This window comes from Parafrankia sp. BMG5.11 (genome assembly GCF_004337455.1).
The window spans coordinates 70,421-85,858 of sequence record NZ_SJXI01000028.1; the positions used below are offsets into that span (position 1 = coordinate 70,421).

The following is a 15,438-nucleotide window of genomic DNA, read 5'->3' on the forward strand; positions in this document are numbered from 1 at the left end:
GCCGCAGCCCGAACTGTTGTCAGCCGAAGTACAGCCAGCTGAAGTGCCGCCAGCTGAAGTGCAGCCAGCCGAACCGCCGCTCACCGGTCACCGCGCGCCGGTCACCTCGAACAGGGGAACGCATGTCATCCGGAACCTCAGCAGAAGGAAGCCCGGCCGCGGGAGGCGTCGCCGCCCCGGTCACCGCCTGCCGATCGTGTGACGGGCCCGCCCCGCGTGTCTTCCTGTCGCTGGGTGACACCCCTGTCGCGAACCGGCTCGTGAAGGCGGACGCCCTCGACGCCGTGGACCCGGCCTTCCCGCTGGAGGTCGGCTTCTGCGAGCAGTGCGCGCTCGTCCAGCTGACCCACGTGCTCCCCGCCGACGAGATCTTCGACGCCGACTACCCGTACTTCTCGTCGTTCTCCGACATGCTCGTCCGGCACTCCGAGAAGCACGTGATCGACCTGATCGCGAGCCGCAACCTCGGCCCGGAGAGCCTGGTCGTCGAGGTCGCCAGCAACGACGGCTACCTGCTCAAGGCGTTCGTCGAACGCGGCATACCGGTGCTGGGCATCGAGCCGACCCCCGGCCCGGCCGCCGCCGCGCGCAAGGCGGGCGTGCCCACCCGCGAGGAGTTCTTCGGGGCCGACCTCGCCCGTACGCTCGTCGCCGAGGGCCTGCGGGCGGACGTCATCATCGCCAACAACGTGATGGCGCACGTCCCCGACCTCAACAGCTTCGTCGAGGGCTTCTCGATCCTGCTCGCCGACGACGGGATCGTCGACGTCGAGAACCCCGGGGTCGGCGCGCTGCTGGCGCACAACGAGTTCGACACCGTCTACCACGAGCACTTCTGCTACTTCTCCACGATCGCGGTGGACGCCCTCATGCGCCGCCACGACCTGCAGCTCGTCGGCGTCGAGGAGTTCGCGGACCTGCACGGCGGGACGCTGCGCTGGCGGATGCAGCACCAGGGCGCCGCCGAGCCGACCGGGTCGGTGAAGGCCGTCCTGGACGCGGAGCGCGCCGCCGGCCTCGGGACGTTCGAGCGCTACGGCAGCTTCGGCGACGACGTCCGCGTGCTGCAGGGCGAGCTGACCGAGCTGCTGCGCTCGCTGAAGGCCGAGGGGAAGTCCATCGCGGCCTACGGCGCGGCGGCCAAGGGCGCCACCCTGCTGAACTCGACCGGCATCGACCACACGCTGATCGACTTCGTCGTCGACCGGAACGTGCACAAGCAGGGCAAGTACATCCCGGGCGCGCGGATCCCGATCCTCGACCCGGCCGTGCTGCTTGAGCGCCAGCCCGACTACCTGCTGCTGCTCGCGTGGAACGTGAAGAAGGAGATCATGGCCCAGCAGGAGGAGTACGCCTCTCGGGGCGGCCGCTTCGTCGTACCCGTGCCCCGTCCGGTCGTGCTCTAGGAGAGCCCAACCCAACGAAGCGATGACATCAGCGTCGGCAGCCCCCCGGCTGCGCCCAGCACCCCGCGGCCCGGACATCCTCGACGTCCCGGGCGGGACGGGGTGTCGGGCGTGACCGATCTCGGTATGGAGCCGAGGGCAGCCGGCGCGGACGACGCGGACCTCCCGCCCGAGCCGCCCGCCGGCGACGCCGACACCACGCAGTACGTGCCGCGCGCCCCGCGTCAGCCGCGCACCGGGCCGACCGGCCGGAACGACGAGCCCCAGCCCCGGCCTGGCGCGACCGATCCCCGGCAGCAGGAGGTCCACGTCGACACTCCGCTGCCGCGGATCGTCCTGCCGGGCACGCCCGATCCGCGGGGCGCCACCGATCCCCGCGGTGGTGCTGACCAGTGGGGTGGTGCTGACGGGCGGACTGGAACTGATCCGCGCGGGGGGCCGGAGCAGCATCGGCCGGTTCCCGAGCCGTTCGTGGTGGAGGGCCGATCCGGCTACCGGGACGGCCGCACCCCACCCCCCGGTCGCACTCCGCTCCCGGGATACCGGCCCGAGGCTGGTCACACTCCGCCCCCGGGTCGCACTCCGCCTCCAGGGCACACTCCGCCTCCAGGCCGGACGCCGCTCCCGGACCGTCGGCAGGAGCCGGGCCATCGGGCGGAAGCGGGCTACCGGCCGGAGGTGGGCCGTACTCCGCCCCCGGGCCGCACGCCAGCCCCGGGGCGTCCCGAGCCGTACGGGCGTACCCCATCCTCTGGCGCGACACCGTGGCCAGGCCATGCCGCGCCACCCGCGCACACCCCGCCGCCGGGACGTACTCCGCCGCCGGGCGGCGCCGCGCCGTTCGAGCGGGCTCCGGCCCCGGGGAACACCCCACCGGCCGGGCAGGCGCCTCCCGGTCACACACCGGCAGGGCACGTGCCTTCCGGCTACACGTCTCCCGGGCAGGCGCCGCCGCCCGGGCGCACGCCGTCCGGGCGCACGCCGTCCGGGCGCACGCCGCCGCCCGGCTACACCCCCCGCCCGGGCGGTACGCCCCTGCCGGGCGTCCGGCCGCCGGACGGGACGCCGCCGAACCAGGGCGCGGCGCGTGCGCTGACGCCGCCGCCGGGCTGGACCCCCATGCCCCGGCATTCCACCGGCAACACGCCCGCCCCCGGCGGCACCCCGACCGACCCTGCTGCCCGGCACGACCAGCCGGGACAGGGCGAGCGGGGCGCCGCGCAACGGGCGGGCGGGGCGCCCCCGTCCGGCGGATGGGTTCCGCCCGAGACCACCGTCCGCATGGGTACCACCGGGCCGCAGGCACCGCCTCCGCCGGGAGGCGTGGCCCGTCAGCCCACGCCGAGGCCCGCTCCGCCGAGCGGCTTCACGGTGGGCACGCCACTGCCGGGGCGCCCGGCCGGCACCCCGCCGCCCGGCGCCGGGCCGGCGCAGACCCCACCACCGCAGACGTCACCACCGCGGACCTCGCCACCCGTCCCGTCGCCCGGCCTGCCGCCGGCGGGCCGGCGGGGCGATGACTTCATGCGGGTCGACGTCGCCGGCCCGAGTGCCGCCGCACCCCCGCCGGCGACCCAGCTCCCATCCACACCGCCCTCAGCCACCCAGGCCCCGACCGCCCACTCGTCTGGCGCCCACTCGTCTGGCGCCCACTCGCCTGGCGGGCAGTCGCCCGCCGGGCAGTCGCCAGCGGATCAGCGTCAGGCCCCGCCGCCGCCCGCCGCACCGCGTTCCGCGGGAGCGCCTCCCGAGGGGCGCCCTGCTGCCGCGGCCGGCCCTGCCGGCCTTGCCGGCGCGGCCGGAGCGGGGGACGCGCGACGATCGGGGCGCGGATGGTCGGCGACGGGGCGCCGGGAGCCGCGCCCACCGGGCCGGGGCGGCGGCGCCGCGGCCGGATCGGACCAGACCGCGCTGACCAGCCGGGCCGGCGATGGCCGCGGCCGGCAGGGCCGTGGCGGGCGCCGCGGGCGGCAGGGCGCGGCCCGCAACCCCGACATCCACTTCATCAACGCGTTCACCGACACCATCGACCTGTCGTCGCTGCGGCGCCGGCTGGAGATGGAGGACGGTGCCGCCGCCGTCGACCAGACGGACTACATCCCGCGTCTCTACGGCCGTAACCGGCCGGAGTCCGACGCCGCGAGCACGCAGGTCATGCGGCGCTCGGGGGCCGGAACGGGGCCAGGGCAGGCTGGTGGCCGGTGGGCCGGCCCGGCCAGCTCCGGGAGCGCGGCCGGAGCGGCCGCGGGCGAGGGCGACCCGGTGGACGGAACCGCCCGGCCCGGCCGGGCGCGCCACGCACGCGGCGGAGGTTCCGGCACCGGGGCGCTGGAGGTGGCCGAGCAGCGTCCGGGCACCGGGCCGGCCGCCGCCGAGGAGGCCGTCGTAGGCGGCGGGTCGACGAAGGCGAAGGCGATCTGGACCCTCGCCGACCAGGGTGTCTCCAGCGCCACCAACGCCGCCGTCTCGCTCCTGATCGCCCGGCAGGTGAGCTCGTCCGAGTACGGCTCGTTCGCGATCGCCTACATCATCTTCTCGGTGATCATCGGGATCTCCCGGGCGGGTGGCTGCCTGCCGCTGGGGATCTCGTACTCGGGCAAGTCGGTGTCCGAGTTCCGGTACGCGGCCGCGTCCGCCACCGGAGCGTGCCTGGTCTTCGGTGGACTGCTGGGGATCGTGCTCGTCGGCGTGGGGGCCGTCGCCGGTGGGTCGGTCGGCTCCGCCCTCGTCGTGGTGGGCTTCGTCCTGCCCGGCCTGCTGCTCCAGGACGCCTGGCGCTACGTGTTCTTCGCGATGGGCAAACCCCTCGGCGCGTTCCTGAACGATGTCGCCTGGGCCCTGGTGCAGGTGGTCGGGCTGACGGTGCTCATCGAGCGGGGCGTGACGGCCTCGCCGCCGATGCTGCTCGCCTGGGGCATCTCCGCGCTGGTCGCGGCGCTGCTGGGGGTCGCGCAGGCCGGTCTGTGGCCGGCGCCGTCGCGGGCGCTGACCTGGGTCCGGGAGAACCGGGCCAACGCGGCCAACCTCGCGGCCGAGTTCGTCACCGTCCAGGGCGCGCTGCAGGCGTCGATGCTGCTGATCGGGCTGCTCAGCTCCAAGGAGACGATCGGGGCGCTGAACGGCGTGCGGACGCTGCTCGGCCCGACCACCGTCATCGGCGTGGGCATCGTCAGCTTCGCGGTGCCGGAGCTCTCCCGCCGCATCGACATGTCCGTGCGGGCGCGCGAGCGCGCGGCGGTGCTGCTCACGGTGATCGTGGTCGGCGTCGGCGGCCTGTGGAGCCTGCTGTTCATCGCATTCCCGGCCATCGGGGAAACGCTGCTCGGTGACACCTGGCCCGGGGCGCACCACATCCTCGTGTACTCCGCGTTCCACTACGCGGGGACGGCGCTGCCGACCGGGCCGGCCTGCATCATGTACGCGCTCGGCCGAACCAAGATCACGTTCCGGATCAACCTGTCCATGGCGCCGATGCTCTTCGCCTTCCCGATTCTCGGCCTGCTGCTCGCGGACGCCACGGGCGCGGTCATCGGGTACAACCTCGTGTTCTGGGGCATCGCCCCGGTCTGGTGGATCCTGCTGCGCCGGATCGTCCGCGAACACGCACGCGGACGACCGGACGCCCGCGACGCGGCCGAGATGTCCGTCCAGGTCGGGGCGCCCGAACAGGCCGAGACGTTCGAGGAGATCGCGACGTCCGACCGGGCCGAGAGGTTCGATCACACCGGGATGTCCGACCGGGCCGTCCTGCCGGCCGGGAACGTGCGGGTCGTCGAGCCCTCCGGACGGGAGGGCCCCGGCCGGGAACGGGCCCAGGTGTCGAGGCTGCCCGCGCTCGCGCCGCCACCACCATCCGGTCGTCCGAGCCGCGGCGAGGCGGTACATGTCAGGCCGGCACACGGCGGCGAGGCGCACGGAACCCCCGCGCGCGGCGGCGCGGGCGCTGGCGGCGCGGGCTCCGGTGGGGCGGCGCAGGAGGACGTCGAGCGGACCACGGTTCTGCAGGGCCCGCCCCCGCGCGGAAGCTCCGTTGAGGTGTCGCCGCAGGCCGGCGAGCGGGACCGCAATGATCCTGAGCCGCTGGACCTGCTCGAACCGGAACAGCGCGGCGGTGCCGACGGACCGCGAGGCGGCGGGCGAAACCCTGGCCGCTAGCCTGCGCTCACGCTATGAGTCGCTTACTTTGCGCTATCGGCTATGCTCACAAATCGGTTCCGTCAGATCTTGGCCGTGGTCCGATGACCGGGCCGGACGCTCCTGTGGGGGGCCCAAATTGACTCCGCTTCACCTGCCGCCCAAAGGGCTTGCGTCAGCGTTCGCCCAGCTGCGGCTGACCGGCACCTCGCCACGCGCCTGGCGCCCTGAGGCGGGCGCCGCATGAGCCGCTCCTCTCAGCAGGGCACGGAGTCCGGCCGGGCCCCATCTGCCCCGTCGCTGATCCGCATCCTCAAGCCGCGGTGGATGGTGATCGCCATCTCGGTGGTCATCCTGGCCGCGCTGGCGATGATCATATCCAAGCAGCAGGCGGCGACGTTCCAGGCGAGCTCGCGCATCTTCCTGGACACCTCGGACCAGACCCTTGGCGCGAACTCGGTCGACGCGGGCCGCTTCGTGCAGACCCAGGCCCAGCTCGCGACCTCGACAGCGACTCTGGACGAGATCGCCGCCAAGCTGAAGATCACCCGGGCTGACGTCGCGGACCGCCTGACGACGACCCCGTCGGACGAGGGGTACTTCTTCACGATCACCGGTACCGGCACCAGCGAGCAGGCCGCGATCGACTTCGTCAACGCCGCGACGGCCGCCTACACCTCCCAGCTCGGGAAGTCCGGCTCCGGTGACGAGACGTTGGTCGACACGCTCACCAGGATCCGGAACGAGAAGGCAACCCAGCTCCAGGGCCTCGACCAGCAGGCCCAGACCCAGGAAGGCGGGGCATCGGACCCCGGGCTGACGAACCAGCGTCTCGTGCTCCAGGACGAGGTGAAGGCGCTCAACACCCGGATCACCGAGGCCGGTGTGAACGTCGCCGCGGCGCCCACCACGATCCGGCTCGCCGAACCGTCGCGGTCGGAGGGTCAGGTCGCGCCGAGCCTGTTCCGTAACGTCCTCGTCGCCGCGCTGCTCGGCCTGTTCGGTTCCGCGGCCGGGCTCTGGATCATGTACCAGCGCCGCCCGACCATCCTCGACCCGCACAACTCGGCGGACCTGATGGGCGTGCCGCTCATCGCGGACCTGCCGGCGAGCCGGACGAGCGCGAACGCGGCGGAGACACTGGTATCGGCCATGTCGGCGGTGATGTCACCCACCAGCAAGGTGGTGGCCTTCACCCCGGCATCCCGGACGGACCTCAGCTCCGAGCTGGTCGCCGCCGTCGCCGCCGCCTGGTCGGACGACCAGGGCGTGGTGCTGATCCTCGACACCTCGGCGCAGTCGGAGGTCCGCGCGTCGCTGGAGGGGCTGCCCCGGCCCACCTCGGCCGAGCTGCCCCGCTGGGCGCACGAGCCGACCTGCCTGGCCCGCTCCTCGGGGACGGGCCGCGGCCACATCCTCTACAACCGGGTCTCGCCGGCCCGGGCCGCCCGCCCGGGGGGCCTCGCGCCCATCCTGGCCGACCGCGCGCCTGTGGTGGACCTCGTCATCCTCGTCACCGCCGCGCTCGCGGACCTGCCGATGACCGCCGCCTCGGCGATCCAGGCGGACGCCGTCGTCGTCATCACCTCGCCCGACACCAACCTCAAGGAGCTCGAGCAGGTGCCGCGCGACTGGCCGGCCCTGGCCGAGCGGGTCGTGGGTGTCGTGCACGACGGCCGCACGGCGGTGCGACGCAACGCGGGTGGCGGGCGCGGCTCGCCGCAGGCCGCGGTCGAGTCGATCACCTCGGCCTCACCGGTGGGCGGCGAGGCGGCCAGCCGCGCCCCCCGTGACACCGAGGCGACGGACCGCTACGCGCGTCCCGCGAAGCGCTGAGTCAGGCACTGACGGCAGCAGGCAACACAAACACCACAGAGGCCGGCCGCCGCCCCGAGGTACGAAGGACGGGCGGCGGTCAGGCCCCGCCAGGCACGGCAAGAGGCACCACCCCCCAAGGCCCGGGACCCACGGGCGGCGGGGATGCTGGACCGCACCGAATGAGGGGCGGGTTGGCCGGGATTTGGCAGAGTCCCGGCCGGCCCGCCCCTCGCTGTTTCCGCCCGGGAACCCGCCGGTCCGGGCTGGGGAGATACGCGCGCCCGAAACGATCGTGCTCAGGCCGGCGGGGGCGGGCCGGCGGGGGTAGGTGTCGGGGCGGCGCAGGCACGGGCCGGCCGGGCCTGGGCGGCGCTGACCCGGGGCTGGGGCACGGGGCCGGGGCGCGGGGCTGGGCAGCGTAGGCCCAGGGCTGGGGCCGCGCGGGCCATGCGCGGAAACGGGTGAATATCTATCGCTTCCGGCCTTCTTCGTGGTCCCCAGCACCCCTCTGCCCGTTGCCGGCTCGGATGGCGCGGCCGCCACGAGCCGCAGTCGATCCTGGTGTTCCGCGGAACCGGAACGTGCTCAGACCGCGACCACCCCGAACCGCAGCCGATCTTGGCGCTCCGCCAACGACGAGGACACACCCGGATGCTGTCGCAGTGCTAGGAGATGCCCCTGCAGGCTTCAGGCGGAGCGCTGGGCCGGTGTCAGACGACCGGGCGGTGGTGGTGAGCTGGGATCGGCCGGGGGGCTCTCCCGGCTTCGACTCCAGCGTTCGTCCTCCGGCGTGGCGGTGAACCACGAGACCAGCAGCATGCCGAGCGCGGTGACCACCGGGCTCAGTAGACCACCGGACAGAATGCTGTAGAAGACGATGACCGACCCGGACAATACGAACGACGGCGAACCGCGTACGAACATGGCCATGACGAACGCCAGGAACGCCACCGTCCCGATCACGCCGTACTCCAGTACCAGCTTCGGGAGGAGGGCGTAGTTCAGCGGCAGGCTGGTCTTCAGGTAGAAGGCCGCGGCGTCCCGGTCGGCGAATCCGGGGCCGGAGCCGAACAGGACTGTCAGTGGATCCTTGTCCAGCGCCTCCCAGGTGCGGGTATAGGGCTGGACGAACCGCAGGCTTCCGCTGGAGTTGTTCGACGATGTCTCGGTCGCCCGTTGGGCGAAGATATCGGCCGCCGGGGTGAAGCTCAGGATGAGGACGACGATGCTCACGCCGACCAGCGCCGTCGTGGCGAACCGGGCGCCCTTGTGTACCGACAGCAGCACCAGGGCGGCGGCCAGCAGCAGGACCCCGGTACCCGAGACCGTGGATAGCAGGGCGAGCACGTACATCACGTAGCGCCACCAGCTGCCGCTGCGCAGGACACAGACGACGATGCCGAACCCGAGGAACTGCGAGCAGAAGGACGGCTCGAGGCAGATGAAGGCGTTCGACTTGTAGAGACTCGATCCGTACTGGACGGGGTAGCTGGTGTTGAACCCGTGCATCCGGAAGTCGGCCGGGATGACGCTCAGGACGTCGGTGTACTGCCAGCCCACGAGCTGGATGGCGAACTGGAACAGCGCGACCCCGGCGAGGATCGTCGTGAGGTTCACGAACCGGTCGAGCAGCTTGGGGAACAGCGCGCGCGAGTCGGCGGGGGCGAGCCCGAAGCACAGCGGGATGTAGGTGCCGAAAAGCAGGATGAGTGAGGTGAGGGCCGTGTCGTCGAGCTCGCGTAGAAAGGACACCAGGCCGGCCGCGCAACAGGCGGTCATGGCGAGCAGGTAGGCGCGCAGGCGGCCGACGTTCACCTGGATGTCGCCGCGGCTCATCATCACGATCACGCCGACGATGGTGATCGGCAGGATGAGCTGGAGCTGGGCGCCCGCCACGGGGATGGCGAGCCTTTGCAGGAAGATGTTGCAGAACAGCAGGACCGTCAGGGTGTTGAGGATCCGCGCGTTCTCCGGGCGCCGGTCGGCGGCCTCCGAGGTGGGGATCACCCACGAGCGTGGAATCCTCGTGGTGAGGGTGGTGGTGACCACCAGTTCCCGCCCCCGTTTCTGCCGCGTCGGATGTCTCGCCCGCGCCGTCGTCCCCGGTCGGGACGACCGCGTCAACACCGTCGTCCACCGGGTACGGCCGGTCGCTCTCGCACTGCCGGGCCGCCTCGGGGCCGGTCGGCCCCACCCCGTTGGTCGGTACACCACCGGTTGGTCCGACCCGGGTTCATGCGGGGGTGCGGACGGAGGGTCAGTGGTCGGCGGGGTTCTTCCACCCGAGGGTCTGGTGTCGGCTCGGGGCGACAGTGTATCCGTGGGCGGATTGCCCTCTCGGGTGGGCCGCTCGGGCCCTACTCCACCGGGTATCGTTAGTAAACCTCACGTGGCGTCATGGTTACGACAGGTGGTTGCGGGGGAGCGTGTCGTATTGATCTAGCGGTCCTGTGAATAATGTGCGAGTAGCAAGAGGCACAAGGAACTGACCATGATGCGTACCTCGCCGGGGAACCGGTCGAGCTCGCACCCCGTTGGGCGGTCAGGGGGGCAGGAAACGGACGTCTCCGATGACGTGACCGGCCCGTTGGTCGAGCCGATCGCCTCGGGGTACAGGTGCCGCCCGTTCGTCGGGAGGCGAGCGAGCAGGCCTAGCGGCGGGCCGGATACGGCCAGGTCGGTGTGGCCACGTCGGCGCGGGCGTGGCCAGGGCGGAGCACGACCGGGATCGCGGTCACTGCGGTGCTCCGTCGACCGCACGTCATCAGACAGTCACCAGGGCGCGGGCGGCGCGTCGTCGACGGAGGTGGGGGCGTGGAACATCGCCGTGGGGATGCCGGCGACCCAGGTTCTTCGTCCGGCGAGGGGCCACCGCGGGACTCGTCCGACGACCACGCCGGTGACGCCCAGCACGCCGGCGACGTCCAGGCATCCGGGTCGCCGCGGGCAGGCGGCCGTCGCGGCCCTCGCTCCAAGTGGGCGGCGGGTCCCGCCGGCGGCCAGCCGGGGCGTCGGCGCCGCGGCCTGCTGCTCGGGGGCATCGGCGCGGCGATGGCCGTGGTCCTGCTGGCGGTCGGGATCGTCGTGCTGACCGGTGGGGAGGACGAGCCCCCGACCACGCATCCGACCACCGGCGGCGTGAGCTGGGTCTCCGGCGCGAACGCCAACCCGCCGAACGACCTCGCCGGCTGGGAGAAGTGGATCGGCCGGCCCACCGACATCGCAATGGTCTTCACCGCCCGAACGAACTGGCAGACCATCACCCAGGCCGACTGGCCGATGTCCGACTTCCGCCCCGGGACCTACCCGGGCAAGCTCTCCGTCGCCCAGCCGCTGTTCCCGCAGAGCGGCAGTGAGGCGGCGTGCGCCCGCGGGGACTATGACAGCCACTGGCGCGACTTCGGCACCACGATGATCCGTAACGAGCGGCCGGACGCGATCGTCCGCCTCGGCTGGGAGTTCAACGGCGACTGGTTCTGGTGGCATCCTCGCGACACCGTGGCCTGGAAGACCTGCTTCCGGCGGGCGGTCGCCGCGATGCGGTCCACCGACCCCCAGGTCAAGATCGACTGGAACATGACCGCGCACCGGGACACCATGCCCAACGGCGACAACGTCTGGGACGCCTACCCCGGCGACGACGTCGTCGACATCATCAGCATCGACGCCTACGACTCCTACCCGGCGTCGGCCACGCAGAAGATCTTCAACAACCAGTGCAACCGGGCCTCCGGCGCGTGCTCGGTGGCGGCGGCCGCACGCGAGCGCGGCAAGCAGTTCGCCGTCCCCGAGTGGGGCCTGGTCCGCTCCACGGGCGGCGGCGGCGACAACCCGTTCTACGTGGAGAAGATGTACGAGCTGTTCGTCGCCAACCGCGACATCCTGGCCTACGAGGGCTACTACAGCGCCTCACCGGCCGAGACCGAGAACGTCGGCTCGTCGCTGCACAACCCGACCGCGAACCCGGAGAGCGCCAAGCGGTACCTCGAGCTGTTCGGGCCGCGGGTGAGCGCCGCGCAGGCCGGCGCCGGGACCTCGACCCCGGCCGGAGCCGCTCCGCTGACCGGGGACCCCGGCTCCTCCTGACCACCCGCTCCGCCCCGCGGCTCAGCCGGGGCGGAGCCGGTCCGGCCTCCGGGGATCGGGTCAGTAGCTCTTCTTGGCGGGGCGCAGGTGTAGTTCGGTGATCTCGGCGGTGCGCGGGAGGCGGGTCAGGTAGGTGACCAGGTCCGCCACATCGTCGGCCTGGATCAGCAGCTCGGGCCGGTAGGGCCGGCCCTCGCGCAGGAAAATGGTCTCCTGGCGGGGCGTCGCCGTCCGGCCGAGGTGGAGGGTCACCACCCGGATGCCGTCGGCGTTGACCTCCTGGCGCAGGCTGTCCGCGACCGCCCGCATCGCGTGCTGGGTGGCCGCGAACTGGCTGGTGCCGGCACCCGCCCGGACCCCCTGCGACGAGTTCATGACGATCACGTCGGCGCCCGGCTCCTCCGCCGCGCCCGACGTCTCGGGCGCGCTTTCCGATGCCGCCGCGCGCAGGGCGGGGAGCAGGCGCTGGGTGAGGGCGAACGGGCCGCGGACGTTCGCGGCGTACTGGGTGTCGAAGTCGTCGACGGAGGCGTCCTCGACCCGGGAGGTGAGGTAGCCCCCCGCGCTGTGGACGAGGAGGTGCACCCGGCCGTACCGGCTGGCGGTGTCCGCGGCGAACCGGTCCACCGCTGCGGTGTCGGTCAGGTCCAGGCGCACCGGCACGAGCGTCCCGGCGCCGGAGGCCGCGCCGTCTGTCGTGGCCACGCCGGCCTCCTTGGCCAGGGCGTCCAGGCGGGCCTGGTCGCGGCCGAGGGCCAGCACGGTCGCGCCGTCCGCGGCCAGGCGGGCGGCGACGGCGCGACCGATGCCGCTCGACGCGCCCGTGACCACCGCGACCCGGCCGGCCAGCAGGCGAGTGTTCCCGGCCGCGCCGGCCACCCGGCCCGCCGGCGGGACTGTGTCCTTGTCGGCGGCTGTCACGCGGTGGTCTGGGGTTCGTAGACGAGGATCGCGTCCGGCAGCGGGGGAGCGGTGTCGTAGCTGAGGCAGATGTCCTCGGGGATGCGGCTGAGGTCGGTGCCGCGCAGGTAGTCGCGCATCGTCGTGCCGGTGCACTCGGAGTCGACGTTCACCGAGCCCACGTGGTTCACCACGTCGTCGTAGTGCACGGTGCGGAAGTCGATGCTGAACCGGGTGCGGCCGGAGGTGTTCGGCACCGAGGAGTGGAGCTGGTTGCCGGAGAAGACCAGCATTCCGCCGGGAGGGGCGACGACCCGCGTCTGCGGGAAGATCTCGACCTCCTCCTCGGGCTTCGGCTGCACGCGCGTGTCGGTCTTGATGTGCTTGGCGGCCGACGCGCGGTTCGTCTTGTTCCACTCGTAGTAGTTGTAGGTGCGCGAGCTGTTCCTGACTCCCTGCGTGAAATAGCGGGGATGGAAGGCCAGCCCGTTCTCCGGGACGATGTCGAAGATCGGCATCCACCAGTTGAGCTGGCAGAACGGCGCCGAGTACCAGGTGTCACGGTGCGGGTGGAAGGCGTAGGCGATACCCGAGGTCAGGTAGTCGTCGCTGGTGGACGTCCGCAGCCGCGGGACGTCGAAGTAGGTCTTGCTGATGTCGCAGCCCAGCTCGGCGAGCATCGCCGGCAGGAGTTCCTTGCAGGTCGGGTGGTGGATGAAACGCGGCTTCAGGTCGGCGAGCAGGGCGGCGTACTCCTCGACGGGCATGTGGTGCTGCGCCGTCTCGGGGTCCAGGTCACCGAAGGCGTCCCGGATCAGCTCGCGGGTGAACTCGACGAATGCCGTGGTGCTGGGCCGCGGCGAGTAGACGAACAGCTCGCCCGCGTACAGCTTGGCGCGCCTTTCGTCATCGGACAGCGCTGAGTCGAGCAGCACCGTGCTCATCGGGTTCCCCCTCGCTCTGGACGTGGATGAGAAGCAGCCGGGCGATCTCGAGCTCTTCCGGCGTCGTGACGTGGATGTTGGCCGGCTCGCCCGGGAGCACGACCACCCGTCCGCCGGCGTCGGCGACCATGGCGGAGTCCTCCACGGCCTCGACCGCGCCCGCGTGCGCGGCGTGCAGGGCGGCGGCACGGAAGGCGTGCGGGGTCTGTACCAGCCGGTGCGTCTCGCGCGCCAGCGAGGCCCCGGTGACGAGGTCCGGGCCGCTGGCCAGGACCCCCTTGACGACCTCGGTGAGCGGCAGGCCGGGCACGGCGCCGTCCGCGCCCGCACGCACCGCCGCGACGACCGAGCGGTACAGCGCGGCGGTGGCCAGCGGGTGCGCGGCGTCGGTCACCACGATCACCCCGGCCTCGGCCGGGACGGCGGCCAGCCCGGCCCGGACGGACTCGGCGCGGGTGGCGCCGCCGGGGATGGCGCGCACGCCGTCCGGCGGAGCCCACCGGTCGAGCAGGGGCGCGGGGAGCACCACGACGACCCCGTCGCAGGCGGCCGCGGCCGCCCGGACGGGATGCGCCACGAGCGGGAGCCCGCCCAGGTCGGAGAACTGCTTGGGTCCGCCGAACCGGGTGCCGCCACCGGCCGCCAGCACGATCGCCCAGGCCGGCCCGCCGGGAGCCGATTGAGCAGGTTGAGCCGATTCCGCCGAACTCACCTGATCACTACCGCGGGTTCCGGCGCGGCGGCGACGGTGCCGGGCGGCGCGACCGTGGCGGGAGCGGCGATGGGAGCGGTGTCGGGCGAGTCGACGGCCGGGCCGTCCTCGGTGAGCAGGCCGACGCCGGCCAGCGCGTCCGCGGCGTTGGCGACCGCGTCGAACGGCAGCTCGGCCCGCTCGGCGATGTCGAGCAGGGTGCGGGTGCCGTCCGCGAGGTTGAGCACCCACAGCAGGCCCATCTCGATCGACGCGCGGTTCATCGTCGCGCCGATCGAGCGGTACAGCCCGCGCCGGCCGAGCTGGGGCTCCCCGTAGGGAGAGGTGTTGCGCCAGACCCGGTCGGCCTCGCAGATCTCCATCGTCCGGTTCAGGATGGCGAACGAGTCCGCCAGCGACTCCGGCGTCACGAAGTCGAGGTTGTCGGCCGACGTGTGGTATTCCGGGTACTCGCCGTGCTGGCTGCGGCCGAACCGGCCCACCGGCAGGTCGAAGCCGGGCGAGCAGAACTGGCGCTCGTCGTAGCCGTAGGGCGAGAAGCCGACGACCCGGTGCGGACGTCCGGTCTCGGCGAGCGCGCGCGCCGCCGCCCGGTCGACGACCGCGTCGCCGCGCCGGCTGCGCTTGTAGGTCGGCGTGCCCCGGTCACCGAGGCCGGTGAGCACCAGGCCGTGCCGGATCCGCCCGACCGCCGCCGGGTTGCGGGCCAGCCAGGTGATCGAGCCGATCGTCCCCGGGATGAACAGCAGCCGGTAGGTGAACCGGCGTTCCCGCGCGGCCAGCGCGGACGCCAGCTCGGCGGCCACGGCGATGCCGGAGGAGTTGTCGTTGGCCATCGCCGGGTGGCAGGTGTGCGTGGTGACGAGGAACTCCTCGTCGGTGGTCCCGGGCAGCACGATCTCGCCGTAGGTCAGCGACCCGTCGGTGAGCGAGGTGTCGATCTCGACCTGGTACTCGCCGTCGGGCAGCGCCGCGAGCTGGCGGTCGGTGAGGCAGAAGCCCCACGCGTCGTTGTAGTAGGACGTCCGGTAGGGGACCCAGTCGGGCCGGTCCGGCATCGAGTACAGGTGCTGGCGCAGCTCGTGCAGCGGCATCCTCGCGCGCACGGGCGTGCTGTAGCCGAGCAGGTGCAGGGGGTTGTCGGCGACATCGACGACGACCCGCCCGTCCGGCCCGACCAGCCGGGCGCCGGCGACGTTCCACTCCCGCGGGACCGTCCAGTCCAGCACGGGCGTGCCCGACGGCACCTCGTGCACGGTGAACGGGATCTGCGCGGGCAGCGCCGCGCGCACGAGGTCCAGGGTGGCCCGCACCCCGCTGCCGGTGATGGAGCGCATGGGGGGCATGAGGGCGGCGACCAGGTCGTGCAGGCGGCGCCCGACCGCGTCGATGCCGGCGGTGGTCATGGGCGCAGTACTCAGGGGCGTGGTACTCATGG

The 15,438-nt window shown here is 72.9% G+C and carries 9 protein-coding genes; 4 read left to right on the plus strand and 5 right to left on the minus strand.

Features of this window, described 5'->3' with window-relative positions; genetic code table 11:
- The first annotated feature begins 122 nt into the window (after nucleotides 1-122).
- The 3 genes from E0504_RS21345 (at nucleotide 123) to E0504_RS21355 (ending at nucleotide 7,376) form a co-directional block, all read left to right on the plus strand.
- Nucleotides 123-1,406, plus strand: coding sequence for a class I SAM-dependent methyltransferase (locus E0504_RS21345; protein ID WP_071059198.1), 1,284 nt, complete (start codon nucleotides 123-125; stop codon nucleotides 1,404-1,406).
- 915 nt (nucleotides 1,407-2,321) lie between these two features.
- Nucleotides 2,322-5,561, plus strand: coding sequence for a hypothetical protein (locus tag E0504_RS21350; RefSeq protein ID WP_243657568.1), 3,240 nt, complete (start codon nucleotides 2,322-2,324; stop codon nucleotides 5,559-5,561).
- Nucleotides 5,562-5,783: 222 nt separating this feature from the next.
- On the plus strand, nucleotides 5,784-7,376 hold the full coding sequence (locus E0504_RS21355; protein ID WP_112105080.1) for a lipopolysaccharide biosynthesis protein: 1,593 nt from the start codon (nucleotides 5,784-5,786) through the stop codon (nucleotides 7,374-7,376).
- A 669-nt stretch (nucleotides 7,377-8,045) separates the two neighbouring features.
- Here the strand turns inward: E0504_RS21355 and E0504_RS21360 are convergent.
- Nucleotides 8,046-9,407 (minus strand): hypothetical protein, encoded by a 1,362-nt coding sequence (locus E0504_RS21360; protein WP_112108364.1) that lies wholly within the window; start codon nucleotides 9,405-9,407, stop codon nucleotides 8,046-8,048.
- A 765-nt stretch (nucleotides 9,408-10,172) separates the two neighbouring features.
- On the opposite strand from E0504_RS21360, the gene E0504_RS21365 reads away from it, so the two are divergent.
- Nucleotides 10,173-11,444, plus strand: a complete 1,272-nt coding sequence (locus E0504_RS21365; RefSeq protein WP_112108365.1) for a glycoside hydrolase family 26 protein — start codon at nucleotides 10,173-10,175, stop codon at nucleotides 11,442-11,444.
- Between the two features lie 60 nt (nucleotides 11,445-11,504).
- Here E0504_RS21365 and E0504_RS21370 read toward each other — a convergent pair whose 3' ends face one another.
- Genes E0504_RS21370 through E0504_RS21385 form a run of 4 tightly spaced genes read right to left on the minus strand, consistent with a single transcriptional unit; the run spans nucleotide 11,505 to nucleotide 15,406 of the window.
- Entirely contained in the window at nucleotides 11,505-12,365 is an 861-nt protein-coding gene (locus E0504_RS21370; RefSeq protein WP_373693922.1) for an SDR family oxidoreductase, read from the minus strand.
- Nucleotides 12,362-13,288, minus strand: coding sequence for a hypothetical protein (locus E0504_RS21375; protein WP_112108366.1), 927 nt, complete (start codon nucleotides 13,286-13,288; stop codon nucleotides 12,362-12,364). Before E0504_RS21375 ends, E0504_RS21370 begins: the two co-directional genes overlap by 4 nt.
- Nucleotides 13,251-14,000 (minus strand): 2-C-methyl-D-erythritol 4-phosphate cytidylyltransferase, encoded by a 750-nt coding sequence (locus E0504_RS21380; protein WP_131625748.1) that lies wholly within the window; start codon nucleotides 13,998-14,000, stop codon nucleotides 13,251-13,253. The genes E0504_RS21375 and E0504_RS21380 overlap by 38 nt, the downstream gene beginning before the upstream one ends.
- Nucleotides 13,997-15,406, minus strand: a complete 1,410-nt coding sequence (locus E0504_RS21385; RefSeq protein WP_165938570.1) for a DUF4910 domain-containing protein — start codon at nucleotides 15,404-15,406, stop codon at nucleotides 13,997-13,999. Before E0504_RS21385 ends, E0504_RS21380 begins: the two co-directional genes overlap by 4 nt.
- Nucleotides 15,407-15,438: the final 32 nt, after the last annotated feature.